Origin of the sequence: Bacillus cereus group sp. BfR-BA-01350 (assembly GCF_022663775.1) — a bacterium.
GTDB lineage: Bacteria > Bacillota > Bacilli > Bacillales > Bacillaceae_G > Bacillus_A > Bacillus_A paranthracis.
On sequence record NZ_JAKUGD010000001.1, the window covers coordinates 312,242 to 326,244 of the forward strand.

Below are 14,003 nucleotides of genomic sequence, written 5' to 3' on the forward strand. Positions count from 1 at the left end.
GGGCGAGCAGAAATGAAATACGTAAAAGCTAAGGCAGTTTTACCAGAGAGTTTAATTACTGAAATTCAAAAGTATATACAAGGTGAAACAATTTACATTCCAAAACAAGAAACGAAACATTATAAATGGGGGACACGATCTGGAGGAAGAAAACAGTTAGATGAAAGAAACAAAGCCATTAAAGAAGCGTTTAAAAGTGGAATTGCTATTCATCAACTTGCAGAAGAGTATTTTCTTTCCGGAGAAACGATTAAAAAGATTGTGTATTCTAAATAAGAGGAAAAGAGTCTGATTCATATTACTTTGAATCAGACTCTTTTTGTTTTATATGTATTGGATATATGAGATGTGAACGGGCATGATAATAGAAAAAATGTGCCGTTTTTTTATAAAATGGTATACAGAGCACTTGAAAAGTAGAAAGGTGAACATATATGAATCATATTGGACAAATAACGATAGAGCTTTTAATTGGTTTCTTTGTTCTATTAATTGCTACAAAAATACTAGGGAAAACACAAATATCTCAGCTAACACCCTTTGATTTTATTTCTGCTATCGTCCTTGGTGAGCTCGTTGGAAATTCAATATATGATCCTAAAATTAAAGTGTGGTCTATTTTATATTCAGTATTTGTATGGGTAATTTTAATTTATACAATAGAAGTGATAACGCAAAAAATCAGAGGAACAAGAAGGTTTTTTGAAGGATATCCTTCCATTATTATCCGTAATGGAAAGATTGATCGTGAACAATTAAGTGTAAATCATTTGGACATTAACCAATTACAACAAATGCTTAGGCAACAAAAAGATATATTTTCAATCCGAGAAGTTGAATATATGATATTAGAACCTAACGGAAATATAAGTGTTCTGAAAAAAAGTAAATACGAATCTCCTACTATAAATGATTTAAGTTTAAAACATAAGCCTGTATACTTACCAATTTCATTAATTAGTGATGGAAAAGTAGTGAAAGATAATTTGAGAGAAGCGGGCTTTGATGAAGGATGGCTGTATAAACAAATAAAGAAAAAAGGGATTACTAAATTTGAGGACGTGTTATATGCGGAATGGAAAACAGATGATGGCTTCTTTTGTCAGGAAATGGAGCGGTAAAATATAATCGATGTATGTAATATTCGTTTCTAAGTTATCTTTTACATACCAAAAAGCTAAATCATTGTATACAATAAGATTAGATCAACAATTTGTATGGAGTGATAAAGATGGAAGCTTTTATTAGAAGTGATCAATATAATTTTATAAAATCACAAGCTTATATTTTAGCGAATGGGCACGCAACGGCAAATGATAGAGGTGTCATTCAAGCGTTAAAATCATTAGCAATTGAAAAGATAATACATGTATTTGAGAATTTAACGGATGAGCAGAAAGAGTTAATCGATACGGTATTAACAGTTCAAAATAGAGAAGATGCAGAATCGTTTTTAATGAAAATAAATCCGTACGTCATTCCGTTTCAGGAAGTTACAGCACAAACATTAAAAAAATTATTTCCTAAGGTGAAAAAATTAAAACTTCCTGATATGGAAGAAATGGACATGAAAGAATTATCTTATTTAAGCTGGATTGATAAAGGGTCAAGCAGGAAATTTATTATAGCAAAAAATGATAAAAATAAGTTTGTTGGTCTGCAAGGAACGTTTCAAAGTTTAAATAAAAAGAGCATTTGTTCTTTATGTCACGGACATGAAGAAGTAGGGATGTTTTTAGTTGAAATTAAAGGTGATATACCAGGAACTTTCGTGAAAAAGGGAAACTATATTTGCAAAGATGCCGTGGCCTGTAATCAGAATATGAAATCACTTGATAAATTACAGGATTTTATTGAGAGATTGAAGAAATAAAATGGAAAACCTCTAGTGCTTAAACTGGAGGTTTTTTATTTAAGAAACGGTAATAGATTTCTTTTTTAAAAGATATAATTTATAAATAAAACATAGGAGAGCTAAAGAAATGTTTAAAAAGTTTTTACTTTCTTTACCGGATGTTTTACTTATATGTATTGTTATCTACATAACGTACACAACTACTCTTAGTTTTGTACAGATGTTAGTAATTTCAATTACAATCGGAATCGTTGGTGGTCTTGTTGTAAGAATTTGTAAGGATTTATTTACTTTTATGAAGTGGACAATTAAACAAAGGAAGTCTTGACTATGTTTAATTGCTATACTAGGAGGAAACGAAATGACTAAGAAAAAGAGTAGAGTGAAAAACGAAATCGCACTTTGGACATTAACAGCGGTTGTTCTCATCATTGTATGGTACTTTTATCAAAAATAAAAACGCATCGCACTTTGAAAAAAAGCACGATGCGTTTTTATTATTTCTTTTGCCAATTTTCTTTTATAAAGTCTTCACGGCCAGATTCTTTTTGCTCAGTAGCATATTTTTCTGGGTTCTTTTTATAGAAGTGTTGATGGTATTCCTCAGCTTCATAAAAAGGTGCAGCTGGGCGAATTTCAGTTACGATTGGCTCTTTAAACATACCGCTTTCTGCAAGAGTTTGTTTTGATTTTTCAGCAAGCTCTTTTTGCGTTTCGGTATGATAAAAAATAGCGGTGCGATAAGATGGACCACGGTCAAAGAATTGTCCGCCATCATCAGTTGGATCGATTTGTGGCCAATATAAATCCAGTAATTTTTCATATGGGAAAATAGAAGGATCAAATGTAATTTGTACAACTTCTAAATGACCAGATGTACCCGCTTTTACTTGTTCATATGTTGGGTTTTCTACATGACCACCTGCATAGCCAGAAAGTACTTTATGAATACCAGGAAGTTCATCAAACGGCTTTACCATGCACCAAAAGCAACCGCCTGCGAAGGTTGCGAGTTCGTATGTTTTTTCGGACATTGCTGTAATCCTCCTAAATATATATGTTTTATATAGTATTATATAAAAAGTTTTATTGCGCAATAAAAAAGATTCGAAAATATATGTATTATTAAAAATATTTCTAAAAAACATGTTGACAATGAAAAGAACAACGTCCTATAATACGTTTAACAAATGAAAGTTAATTGGGAATTTTCTAACTTTATATGTTGTATATGCAAAGAAGAGGAAAGTAGATGATTATGATCGTTTCAGAGAGCTACTCCAAGGCTGTGAGAGTAGTAACAATCGAGTCATTGAAGATCACCTCGGAGCATCGCTTGCGAAAGGGAAACTGAGTAGAGGGCGACGGCATCGTCTCCGGTAAAAGGACGGGGGTCTAATTGGACCTACAGAGCTTATATTTCGTGAGAAGTATAAGGAAGCTGAGTGGTAACGCGAAACTCTCGCCTCAGCAATCAAAGCTACTAAATTGTAGTAGTTGATTGCTGAGGCGAGAGTTTTTATTTTAAAAAATAGAATAAGAAAATGCGTAGAAGAGGAGAGTAAATGATAAAGATTGTTTCAGAGAGCTGCCCCAAGGCTGTGAGGGTGGTAACAATCAAATCTTTGAAAATCACCTCGGAGCACTACTTTTGAAAGCTAGTAAAAAGTAGCGGAGTTGTTTCCGATAGAAAAACAAAAGTCTAATTGGACTTGCAGAGCTTACATTTCGTGAGAAGTGTAAGGAAGCTGAGTGGTACCACGATTCCCTCGTCTCAGCAATGGATTGCTACAAGTATGTATGTAATCGATTGTTGAGACGAGTATATTTTTAAGATTTATATACTGAATATTCTGCTAAAAACACTCATCTCAGCAATCGATATAGAAATAGATTGCAAAAATAGAGAGAAAAAAAGAGGAGCGATGTGAGATGGGAAATCAGTACATTTATATGAATGGGGAATTTGTAGAAAAAGAAAAGGCAGTTGTTTCAGTATATGATCATGGTTTTTTATACGGAGACGGTGTATTTGAAGGGATTCGTAGTTACGGTGGAAATGTATTTTGTTTAAAAGAACATGTAAAACGATTATATGAATCGGCAAAATCTATTTTACTTACAATCCCACTGACGGTTGACGAAATGGAAGAAGCAGTTTTACAGACGCTTCAAAAAAATGAGTATGCAGATGCTTATATTCGGTTAATTGTTTCAAGAGGAAAAGGGGACTTAGGGCTCGATCCGAGAAGTTGTGTGAAACCGAGCGTTATTATCATTGCAGAACAATTAAAATTATTCCCACAGGAATTTTACGATAATGGACTAAGTGTCGTATCTGTTGCATCAAGACGTAATATGCCAGATGCATTAGACCCACGAATTAAGTCAATGAACTACTTAAATAACGTACTTGTAAAAATTGAAGCGGCACAAGCAGGAGTGCTAGAGGCACTTATGTTAAATCAACAAGGATATGTTTGTGAAGGATCTGGAGATAATGTTTTCGTTGTGAAAGATGGAAAAGTGTTAACACCTCCGTCATATTTAGGGGCATTAGAAGGCATTACGAGAAATAGTGTTATCGAGTTATGTGAGCGACTGGGTATTCCGTGTGAGGAAAGACCATTCACTCGCCATGACGTATATGTAGCGGATGAAGTGTTTTTAACAGGAACGGCAGCTGAATTAATTCCAGTTGTAAAGGTTGATTCAAGAGAAATTGGAGATGGGAAACCAGGAAGTGTAACGAAACAATTGACTGAGGAATTTAAAAAGTTAACGAGAGAAAGAGGCGTACGTGTTCCAGGGCTGGCAGAAAGCTTACTGTAGGTAGGGAGAGGAGTTAATTGAAATGAAGCAATATACAACTTATGAGAAATTGCAGTGTGAAGAAGTGACAGGAGCTGGACACGTTATTCAATGCTTAAAGAAATTAGGCGTAACGACTGTTTTCGGTTATCCGGGCGGAGCAATTTTACCAGTGTACGATGCGCTATATGAAAGTGGATTGAAGCATATATTAACTCGTCATGAACAAGCTGCTATTCATGCGGCTGAAGGTTATGCAAGAGCTTCTGGAAAGGTCGGGGTAGTATTTGCTACCTCTGGCCCAGGGGCGACGAATTTAGTTACAGGCTTAGCAGATGCTTATATGGATTCGATTCCTTTAGTTGTCATTACAGGGCAAGTTGCAACACCACTCATTGGAAAAGACGGGTTTCAAGAAGCTGATGTTGTCGGAATTACAGTACCTGTTACGAAGCATAATTACCAAGTTCGTGATGTGAATCAGTTATCACGTATTGTACAAGAAGCTTTTTACATCGCCGAAAGCGGGCGGCCAGGACCAGTATTAATTGATATTCCAAAAGATGTTCAAATTGAAAAGGTAACAAGTTTTTACAATGAAGTAATTGAGATTCCAGGGTACAAAATAGAGGCCATGCCAGATAGTATGAAGCTTAAAGAGGTAGCTAAAGAAATTTCAAAAGCGAAACGCCCACTTCTTTATATTGGAGGAGGTGTCATTCACTCAGGTGGATCTGATGAACTTATCAAATTTGCGAGGGAGAATCGTATTCCAGTCGTGTCAACTTTAATGGGACTGGGTGCATATCCGCCGGGAGATCCATTATTTTTAGGAATGCTCGGTATGCATGGAACGTACGCTGCAAATATGGCAGTAACAGAATGTGACTTATTACTTGCTTTAGGTGTTCGCTTCGATGATCGTGTAACAGGAAAATTAGAACTCTTTTCTCCCTATTCAAAAAAGGTACATATTGATATAGATCCTTCGGAGTTTCATAAAAATGTAACTGTGGAATATCCAGTTGTTGGAGATGTGAAAAAAGCGTTACACATGTTGTTACATATGCCAATTTGTACACAGACAGATGAATGGCTTACGAAAACCGAGGAATGGAAAGCAGAATACCCTCTTTCCTATATTCAAAAAGAAAGTGAGTTAAAACCACAGCATGTTATTAGCTTAGTAAGTGAATTAACGAATGGTGAAGCGATTGTTACGACAGAAGTAGGACAGCATCAAATGTGGGCTGCGCATTTTTATAAAGCGAAAAACCCGCGGACTTTTCTAACATCAGGTGGATTAGGAACGATGGGATTTGGCTTCCCGGCGGCAGTTGGTGCTCAGCTTGCAAAAGAAGAAGAACTCGTTATTTGTATTGCAGGTGATGCTTCTTTTCAAATGAATATTCAAGAACTACAAACAATTGCTGAAAATAACATCCCTGTAAAAGTATTTATTATAAACAATAAATTTTTAGGGATGGTAAGGCAATGGCAAGAAATGTTTTATGAAAATCGATTATCAGAGTCGAAAATTGGATCGCCAGATTTTGTGAAAGTTGCAGAAGCTTATGGAGTGAAAGGGTTAAGAGCGACAAATTCAACTGAGGCGAAACAAGTGATGTTAGAAGCATTTGCTCATGAAGGACCTGTCGTAGTTGATTTTTGTGTAGAAGAAGGTGAGAACGTATTTCCGATGGTTCCACCAAATAAAGGGAATAACGAAATGATTATGAAGAGGTGGGAAGAATGAGTCATACTTTTTCATTAGTTATCGATAACGATCCAAATGTCTTATTACGCATAAGTGGAATTTTTGCTCGGCGTGGTTATTATATTTCTTCATTAAATTTAAATGAAAGTGAAATGGAGTTAACGGCAGTTTGTACAGAACAAGAAGCAATATTACTCGTCGGTCAGTTGAAAAAGTTAATCAATGTACTGCAAGTAAACAAATTATAAGGAGTGTATGGAGTATGAAAACATATTATGAGCAAGATGCAAATGTAGAGTTATTGCAAGGGAAAACAGTTGCGGTAATTGGCTATGGGTCTCAAGGTCATGCACAGGCGCAAAATTTACGCGATTCTGGTGTGGAAGTTGTAGTTGGTGTTCGGCCTGGTAAGTCTTTTGAAGTAGCAAAAGCAGATGGATTTGAAGTGATGTCTGTTTCAGAAGCAGTTCGAACCGCGCAAGTTGTACAAATGTTACTGCCAGATGAACAGCAAGCTCATGTGTATAAAGCAGAGGTAGAAGAGAATCTTCGTGAAGGACAAATGTTACTTTTTTCACATGGATTTAACATTCACTTCGGCCAAATTAATCCGCCAAGTTACGTAGATGTAGCGATGTTTGCGCCAAAAAGTCCAGGTCATCTCGTTCGCCGTGTATTTCAAGAAGGAAATGGTGTTCCAGCATTAGTCGCAGTACATCAAGATGCAACGGGCACCGCATTACATGTAGCGCTTGCGTATGCAAAAGGTGTAGGGTGTACACGTGCAGGTGTAATTGAAACGACATTCCAAGAAGAAACAGAGACGGATTTGTTTGGTGAGCAAGCGGTACTTTGCGGAGGTGTAACTGCACTTGTGAAAGCTGGTTTTGAAACGTTAACAGAAGGCGGATATCGCCCTGAAATTGCATACTTCGAATGTTTACATGAATTAAAGTTAATTGTTGATTTAATGTACGAAGGTGGTTTAACGAACATGCGCCATTCTATTTCAGATACGGCAGAGTTCGGAGATTATGTAACAGGATCGAGAATTGTTACAGATGAAACGAAGAAAGAAATGAAACGAGTACTTACAGAAATTCAGCAAGGTGAATTCGCGAAGAAATGGATTTTAGAAAACCAAGCTGGGCGTCCAACGTATAATGCGATGAAAAAAGCAGAGCAAAATCATCAGTTAGAAAAAGTAGGAGCAGAGCTTCGTGAAATGATGAGCTGGATTCATGCACCGAAAGAATTAGTAAAGAAATAGAGTAATAGATTGTAAGTGAAAAATACGTAAGAGGGGATTTGACAAGATGAGAAGTGACATGATTAAAAAAGGTTTTGATAAAGCGCCGCATCGTAGTTTATTAAAAGCAACTGGTTTGAAAGATGAAGATTTTGATAAACCGTTTATAGCTATTTGTAATTCTTTTATTGAAATTATTCCAGGTCATAAGCACTTAAATGAGTTTGGGAAACTTGTTAAAGAAGCAGTACGTGCAGCAGGCATGGTTCCCTTTGAATTTAATACAATTGGAGTAGATGACGGTATTGCGATGGGGCATATCGGTATGCGTTATTCGCTTCCGAGTCGTGAAATTATTGCAGATTCAGTGGAAACGGTTGTAAACGCACATTGGTTTGATGGCATGATTTGTATTCCAAACTGTGACAAAATTACACCAGGTATGATGATGGCTGCACTACGTATTAACATTCCGACTGTGTTTGTTTCGGGCGGCCCGATGGCAGCAGGAAAAACATCTAAAGGAGAAGTTGTCGATTTAAGTTCTGTTTTCGAAGGAGTAGGAGCGTATCAATCTGGGAAAATTTCAGAAGAAGAATTAAAGGATATTGAAGATCATGGCTGTCCATCTTGTGGTTCTTGTTCCGGTATGTTTACAGCGAACTCTATGAACTGTTTATGTGAAGTGTTAGGTTTAGCTCTTCCTGGTAACGGAAGTATTTTGGCTATTGATCCGAGACGTGAGGAGTTAATTAAAGAAGCAGCAGAAAAATTAAAGATTTTAATTGAAAGAGATATTAAACCGAGAGACATCGTAACAGAAGAAGCAATTGATGATGCGTTCGCGCTTGATATGGCGATGGGCGGTTCAACAAATACAGTGTTACATACATTAGCACTCGCACATGAGGCAGGACTAGATTATGATATGAGCCGTATTGATGCCGTTTCAAGGCGTGTACCACATTTATGTAAAGTAAGCCCTGCTTCCAATTGGCATATGGAAGATATTGATCGTGCAGGCGGGATTAGTGCAATTTTGAAAGAGATGAGCCGAAAAGAAGGAATACTTCATTTAGATCGTATTACTGCTACGGGGCAGACGTTAAGAGAGAACATTGCTCATGCAGAGATTAAAGATAAGGAAGTTATTCATTCTCTTGAAAACCCTCATAGTGAAGAAGGTGGATTACGTATATTAAAAGGAAACCTTGCGAAGGATGGGGCAGTTATTAAAAGTGGGGCAACTGAAGTAAAACGATTTGAAGGACCATGCGTTATTTTTAATTCACAAGATGAGGCTCTTGCGGGTATTATGCTTGGGAAAGTGAAGAAAGGCGATGTAGTTGTTATTCGTTATGAAGGACCAAGAGGCGGTCCTGGTATGCCGGAAATGTTAGCACCAACGTCAGCAATTGCTGGCATGGGATTAGGTGCAGATGTTGCGCTATTAACGGATGGTCGTTTCTCTGGTGCTTCACGTGGTATTTCAGTAGGGCATATTTCACCAGAAGCAGCTGCGGGCGGAACGATTGCACTTCTTGAACAAGGGGATATCGTTTGTATCGATGTTGAGGAAAGGTTGTTAGAAGTAAGAATTAGTGATGAAGAATTAGATAAGCGTAAAAAAGAATGGAAACGACCAGAACCGAAAGTGAAAACGGGATGGCTTGGGCGCTACGCACAGATGGTAACGTCGGCGAATACAGGTGCAGTCTTAAAAGTCCCAAATTTTGATTGAGCCAATATAAAAGAGATAAGGATGATATGAAATGGTGCAAAAGGTAAAGGAGAGAGTGAAAATTGAAGATATCTTAATGGCTCATAATTGCATGAAAGATATCGTTATTAAAACACCGTTACAACGTGATACAGTTTTATCTGAGAAATATGATTGTGACGTTTATGTAAAAAGAGAAGACTTACAATTAATTCGCTCTTTCAAAATTCGTGGTGCGTATAATCTAATTCAAAGTTTACCGAAAGTGCAATTACAAAACGGTGTTGTTTGTGCAAGTGCTGGTAATCATGCGCAAGGAGTAGCTTATACGTGTAATTTATTGAAGATTCCGTCAAAAATTTTCATGCCGACGACGACACCTAAACAAAAAGTGTCACAAGTACAATTTTTCGGTGGTGATTTCGCAGAAATTGTATTAGTTGGTGATACATTTGATAGCTCTTTCCAAGAAGCACAGCGCTATTGTGAAGAAAATAGGATGACGTTTGTTCACCCATTTGATGATCCATATGTTATTGCTGGTCAAGGGACAGTCGCAGTTGAAATTATGCATGATATGGAGAAAACGGTTGATTATATCTTTACAGCAATTGGCGGTGGTGGATTAGCATCAGGAGTTGGTACATATGTGAAAGGTGTTAGTCCTGCTACAAAGATCATTGGTGTAGAGCCAATGGGAGCTGCATCTATGAAAGAGGCTTTTCTTCAAAATGAAAATGTCGCATTGGAGAAAATAGATAGTTTTGTTGATGGGGCAGCTGTTAAAAAGGTAGGAAAGTTAACATTTGAAACGTGTAAAGATGTAATTGATGATATTGTTTTAATACCAGAAGGAAAGGTTTGTACGACGATTTTAGAACTGTATAAGAAAAATGCAATTGTAGCTGAACCGGCTGGTGCGCTATCTATTGCAGCGCTTGATTTATATAGAGATGAAATAAAAGGTAAAACAGTTGTATGTACGCTAAGTGGTGGGAATAATGATATTGATAGAATGCAAGAAATGAAAGAACGTTCTCTTATTTACGAAGGGTTAAAGCATTATTTCATCATTGAATTCCCACAGCGTTCAGGTGCGTTAAGAGAATTTCTTGATAAAGGATTAGGAGCAGAAGATGATATTACTCGCTTTGAGTATATTAAGAAACATAATAAGGAAAATGGTCCAGCATTAGTCGGAGTAGAATTAAAACATAAAGAAGATTACGAGCAATTAATTACCCGTTTTAAAGAAAATAACATTCAATTTATGGAGCTTAATAAAAATCCTGTTTTGTTTGATTTGCTTATTTAATGGAAGGAAAGAGTTAGCACCCAAATAAAAAAGATAGATACAAGCGAGGAAATATAATGCTTGTTCTATCTTTTTTATAGTTAAACTAGATATTCATTAAATTCAAGAAGAATAAAGCTAGCTAACCAAAAGAGTATCGCAATACGAATGATTACATACATAGTAAATTCAAAGGTAGTAAGTTTTCGTTCCCGTTTTAGTTTTTTTAGGAGTCTAACAGAGAAAAGTGAACATAAAAGTAGAACGGCTATAGACATTTTATAAATATTCTCTAACAAACTTACATTTTCTAATAAATCTTTTAGCATGTTCATCACCTATTCTTTAATGTATATTACAGGAAAATAGATTATGTGCTGTTTAGTTTCGTCTGTTTTTTATTTTTCCGGTATCATCAATTTCTACATCGCTTGAAACTTCTTGTAAATATTGTAGAGCTTTTCTCTTTTCTTCCTCATTTACAGGGGAAACTTGGTTGTTACGGATGATATAAGGATTGAATGACATTTGGACATCCTTTCCTTTAAAAGTTAAAGTTAATACACCAGTTTCAGCACTTTTTCCGTTCACATAACTTGGGAATAAAAAGTTTCCTAATGAGTAAGCGACAGGAACGTTATTATAATATTCAAACCCTTGTAACCAATGTGGATGACTTCCGACAATCGCGTCGGCTCCTGCTGTAACCATTTTATTTACATATTGTTTTTGATAATCTACCGGACGATTTGATTTTTCGACACCCCAATGCATATAGACAATTAAATAGTCTGCATCTTTCTTTTGCTCTTTAATTGTTTTTGTTACAAGATTTAAATCATACCCGTTCGCAACGCCAGGTTTATTGTCATCAGCTACCCAAGTAAAATCAGGCATAAATCGGACGAATGAAAGGAATTTGAATTTTTTTCCTTTTACAGTCATTTCTCGTGCAGTATATGCATCTTTTGCATTTTTTCCGGCTCCAATGTAAGGGAACTTTAATTTTTCTACGTGAGAAATCGTGTCTAATAATCCATCTTGTCCATAATCAAGTGTATGGTTATTCCCAATATTTACGATGTCATATCCAGTGTTTTTTATCGCTTGAAGCGTGGATGGATCACTTTTAATCCAAAACAGTTGTCCAGGAGCTTTCTTTTCTTTCGTTGTAAATGCTGACTCTAAATTAACGAAAGAAATATCAGCTTTTGTTATTTCTTCTTTTACATGCTGGAATGGATAATCAGCCCCGTTTTTTTCGATTACCGGACGTAATTGCCAATCGAACATTGTATCACCAGAGAAGGTGAGTGTAATTTCCGGGTCTTCTATTTTCTTGTCGCTTTTTGAAGTAGTTTTACTAGATTTGTTTTGGAAATCGGGTTTGTCTGTCGCCTTTGAAGTAAAAGAGTGGTTAATTAATACAACAATTGGTGTAATACAAAAGGCTATTAACAAAAATCGTTTTAGTAAAGTTTTCATAAATACCTTCCCTTTTGAGTTTATCTCGCAATTAGATTAGCAATGAGTCTATAAAAAAGTAATTGGTGTATGTACAGATACAAAAAAATGCGGTTTATGTAGTGAAAAACATTTGTTAATATTCTCAATATTAAGTTAACATATAGATAACCTGTAAATCAATGTGTAAACCAAAATATAGAAATAAAGAATTCGAAGGGTGAAGAACGAGAAATGGTTATATTAGGAGCAGTTGTAAATGGGGTTTGTATTATATTTGGTACTTTACTAGGTAAATTATTTAGTAAGATTCCAGAAAGTATGAAGGGAACGATCATGCACGCAATCGGTTTAGCGGTTACTGTGCTTGGACTTCAAATGGCATTAAAAAGTGAAAATTTTCTAGTTGTCATTTTAAGTTTAGTAATTGGTACGGTCATTGGGGAATGGTTACAATTAGAAGGAAAGTTAAAACAGTTAGGGGATTGGCTAGAAAATAAAGTTGGATCAAAAGGGAAAGGGAGCATATCAGAAGGGTTTGTAACAGCTACACTTATTTTTGCAATTGGTGCGATGGGGATACTGGGTGCACTCGACAGTGGTATTCGCGGAAATCACGATATTTTATTTACGAAGGCGATTATCGACGGATTTATTTCTATTATATTAACGACAACTCTAGGGATTGGCGTAGTATTTTCAGCGATTCCAGTAATTTTATATGAAGGTGGCATCGCAGTTTTTGCAACACAAATTAATAGTGTTGTCCCGAAAGAATTAATGAATCAATTTATAGTGGAAATGACAGCTACAGGCGGTATTATGATAGCTGCTATTGGATTGAACTTACTGGGATTTATTAAAATTAAAGTCGCAAATTTACTTCCAGGTATATTAGTAGTTGGAATCATTGTTTCACTTATTTATAGTTACGGTTTAATAGTAAAGTAGGGGAAGGAAATACATATGGAGGGATTTCAATTTACAAAACGTGTGCATAACATATTGAAGATTGCAGCAGAAGAGGGAGAAAGTAATATCATTCAACCAGTTCATTTATTTATTGGCATGTGTAAAGAAGGTACTGGCGTATGCAGCGAGTTGTATATGTATTTGTTTCGTAACGTGGGTACAGATTTTTTAGAAAAGCTTTCAATACGAAAACAAAATGATTTAACGAATCAAGAGTATAAAAAAATAGGGCATTATAAGTTATCATATAAGACGCTAGAAGTTTTACAAATAGCGAAAAAACGTATGGAACGTTTTCAGCAACTATTAATGAACGAAGGACATGTTATATATGCACTCTTTCGCGTGGATACGTTTATTGAAAATCCACAAATACAAAAAGAGATATTACGTATTGTAGAAGAGCCAAGAGATTTAGCGGTTGATTTAAAATGTTTTGTTCCTGCTTATACTCATTTAACTTGTCATGTTAGAAAGGCTAACTCTTCTGATTTTGGGAAATTAGTAAGTTTTGTTAGTGAGGAATTCGGTGAACGTTGGTTACATTCGATAGAGTACGGATTTCGTACATATAAAGAAAATGTACCTATTTATATAGCAGAACAAGAAGAAGTGATAGTAGGTTTTGCTTGTTATGACGTAGTGAGAGGAAAGAAAGGATTGTTTGGTCCAATGGGCACGGCGAAACAAAATCGTGTGAAAGGTATAGGGAAGCAATTGTTACATTGTAGTCTGCATAGTATGAAGTAAGAGGGTTATGAATATGCAATTATTGGGCAAGCGGGCCCAATTGAGTTTTATGAGAGATGTTGTAATGCACGTTTAGTACCAATCATGGGTTATTAACCAACTTCATTTAGGTGGAGTTGGTTTTATTATGAAAAAAATGTGGGAATGTAGTGATTTTTATTAGAAAATAGC

At 35.9% G+C, this 14,003-nt stretch carries 14 protein-coding genes, 1 pseudogene and 2 other annotated features; of the genes and pseudogenes, 12 read left to right on the forward strand and 3 right to left on the reverse strand.

Features of this window, described 5'->3' with window-relative positions:
- The first annotated feature begins 12 nt into the window (after positions 1–12).
- The 4 genes from MR147_RS01620 to MR147_RS01635 all read left to right on the forward strand — a co-directional run bounded on the left by MR147_RS01620 (position 13) and on the right by MR147_RS01635 (position 2,183).
- Entirely contained in the window at positions 13–276 is a 264-nt protein-coding gene (locus MR147_RS01620; protein ID WP_000878319.1) for a CD3324 family protein, read from the forward strand.
- Between the two features lie 158 nt (positions 277–434).
- Entirely contained in the window at positions 435–1,121 is a 687-nt protein-coding gene (locus tag MR147_RS01625; RefSeq protein ID WP_071730324.1) for a DUF421 domain-containing protein, read from the forward strand.
- A 110-nt stretch (positions 1,122–1,231) separates the two neighbouring features.
- Positions 1,232–1,873: a FusB/FusC family EF-G-binding protein gene (locus MR147_RS01630; RefSeq protein ID WP_000387076.1), complete on the forward strand. Its 642-nt coding sequence runs from the start codon at positions 1,232–1,234 to the stop codon at positions 1,871–1,873.
- Positions 1,874–1,982: 109 nt separating this feature from the next.
- A complete protein-coding gene (locus MR147_RS01635) occupies positions 1,983–2,183 on the forward strand; it encodes a hypothetical protein (protein ID WP_074610659.1) in 201 nt (66 codons plus the stop codon).
- A 169-nt stretch (positions 2,184–2,352) separates the two neighbouring features.
- Here the strand turns inward: MR147_RS01635 and msrA are convergent, their stop codons facing one another.
- On the reverse strand, positions 2,353–2,889 hold the full coding sequence (gene msrA / locus MR147_RS01640; RefSeq protein WP_074610654.1) for a peptide-methionine (S)-S-oxide reductase MsrA: 537 nt from the start codon (positions 2,887–2,889) through the stop codon (positions 2,353–2,355).
- 193 nt (positions 2,890–3,082) lie between these two features.
- Positions 3,083–3,328 (forward strand) — a binding site (T-box leader).
- Positions 3,329–3,395: 67 nt separating this feature from the next.
- Positions 3,396–3,635 (forward strand) — a binding site (T-box leader).
- A gap of 152 nt (positions 3,636–3,787) precedes the next feature.
- Here msrA and ilvE point away from each other — a divergent pair.
- The 6 genes from ilvE to ilvA are packed head-to-tail and all read left to right on the forward strand — an operon-like array spanning position 3,788 to position 10,667.
- The gene (gene ilvE / locus MR147_RS01645; RefSeq protein ID WP_074608411.1) at positions 3,788–4,687 is read left to right on the forward strand and encodes a branched-chain-amino-acid transaminase; all 900 of its coding nucleotides are present in this window, start codon (positions 3,788–3,790) and stop codon (positions 4,685–4,687) included.
- A gap of 22 nt (positions 4,688–4,709) precedes the next feature.
- Complete coding sequence (ilvB, locus tag MR147_RS01650; RefSeq protein ID WP_074608413.1) at positions 4,710–6,422, forward strand: acetolactate synthase large subunit; 1,713 nt, start codon at positions 4,710–4,712, stop codon at positions 6,420–6,422.
- On the forward strand, positions 6,419–6,631 hold the full coding sequence (locus MR147_RS01655) for an ACT domain-containing protein (protein ID WP_139302808.1): 213 nt from the start codon (positions 6,419–6,421) through the stop codon (positions 6,629–6,631). The genes ilvB and MR147_RS01655 overlap by 4 nt, the downstream gene beginning before the upstream one ends.
- A gap of 14 nt (positions 6,632–6,645) precedes the next feature.
- Entirely contained in the window at positions 6,646–7,653 is a 1,008-nt protein-coding gene (gene ilvC / locus MR147_RS01660) for a ketol-acid reductoisomerase (RefSeq protein ID WP_074608416.1), read from the forward strand.
- 46 nt (positions 7,654–7,699) lie between these two features.
- Positions 7,700–9,373: a dihydroxy-acid dehydratase gene (ilvD, locus tag MR147_RS01665; protein ID WP_074608418.1), complete on the forward strand. Its 1,674-nt coding sequence runs from the start codon at positions 7,700–7,702 to the stop codon at positions 9,371–9,373.
- Positions 9,374–9,404: 31 nt separating this feature from the next.
- Entirely contained in the window at positions 9,405–10,667 is a 1,263-nt protein-coding gene (ilvA, locus tag MR147_RS01670; RefSeq protein WP_074608419.1) for a threonine ammonia-lyase IlvA, read from the forward strand.
- Between the two features lie 80 nt (positions 10,668–10,747).
- Here ilvA and MR147_RS01675 read toward each other — a convergent pair whose 3' ends face one another.
- The gene (locus tag MR147_RS01675; RefSeq protein WP_074608421.1) at positions 10,748–10,975 is read right to left on the reverse strand and encodes a hypothetical protein; all 228 of its coding nucleotides are present in this window, start codon (positions 10,973–10,975) and stop codon (positions 10,748–10,750) included.
- A gap of 52 nt (positions 10,976–11,027) precedes the next feature.
- Positions 11,028–12,131, reverse strand: coding sequence for a CapA family protein (locus tag MR147_RS01680; RefSeq protein ID WP_074608423.1), 1,104 nt, complete (start codon positions 12,129–12,131; stop codon positions 11,028–11,030).
- 213 nt (positions 12,132–12,344) lie between these two features.
- Between MR147_RS01680 and MR147_RS01685 the strand changes: the two genes are divergently transcribed.
- Positions 12,345–13,061, forward strand: coding sequence for a DUF554 domain-containing protein (locus tag MR147_RS01685; RefSeq protein WP_071730305.1), 717 nt, complete (start codon positions 12,345–12,347; stop codon positions 13,059–13,061).
- Between the two features lie 15 nt (positions 13,062–13,076).
- Positions 13,077–13,928: pseudogene (locus MR147_RS01690) on the forward strand (GNAT family N-acetyltransferase).
- Positions 13,929–14,003 lie beyond the last annotated feature (75 nt).

Coding starts and splice junctions, on each gene's coding strand:
- msrA (WP_074610654.1), bottom strand. CDS start 2,889: ATGTCCGAAAAAACATACGAACTCGCAACCTTCGCAGGCGGTTGCTTT.
- MR147_RS01680 (WP_074608423.1), bottom strand. CDS start 12,131: ATGAAAACTTTACTAAAACGATTTTTGTTAATAGCCTTTTGTATTACA.
- MR147_RS01630 (WP_000387076.1), top strand. CDS start 1,232: ATGGAAGCTTTTATTAGAAGTGATCAATATAATTTTATAAAATCACAA.
- MR147_RS01625 (WP_071730324.1), top strand. CDS start 435: ATGAATCATATTGGACAAATAACGATAGAGCTTTTAATTGGTTTCTTT.
- ilvE (WP_074608411.1), top strand. CDS start 3,788: ATGGGAAATCAGTACATTTATATGAATGGGGAATTTGTAGAAAAAGAA.
- MR147_RS01635 (WP_074610659.1), top strand. CDS start 1,983: ATGTTTAAAAAGTTTTTACTTTCTTTACCGGATGTTTTACTTATATGT.
- MR147_RS01655 (WP_139302808.1), top strand. CDS start 6,419: ATGAGTCATACTTTTTCATTAGTTATCGATAACGATCCAAATGTCTTA.
- ilvD (WP_074608418.1), top strand. CDS start 7,700: ATGAGAAGTGACATGATTAAAAAAGGTTTTGATAAAGCGCCGCATCGT.
- MR147_RS01675 (WP_074608421.1), bottom strand. CDS start 10,975: ATGCTAAAAGATTTATTAGAAAATGTAAGTTTGTTAGAGAATATTTAT.
- ilvB (WP_074608413.1), top strand. CDS start 4,710: ATGAAGCAATATACAACTTATGAGAAATTGCAGTGTGAAGAAGTGACA.
- MR147_RS01620 (WP_000878319.1), top strand. CDS start 13: ATGAAATACGTAAAAGCTAAGGCAGTTTTACCAGAGAGTTTAATTACT.
- ilvA (WP_074608419.1), top strand. CDS start 9,405: ATGGTGCAAAAGGTAAAGGAGAGAGTGAAAATTGAAGATATCTTAATG.
- ilvC (WP_074608416.1), top strand. CDS start 6,646: ATGAAAACATATTATGAGCAAGATGCAAATGTAGAGTTATTGCAAGGG.
- MR147_RS01685 (WP_071730305.1), top strand. CDS start 12,345: ATGGTTATATTAGGAGCAGTTGTAAATGGGGTTTGTATTATATTTGGT.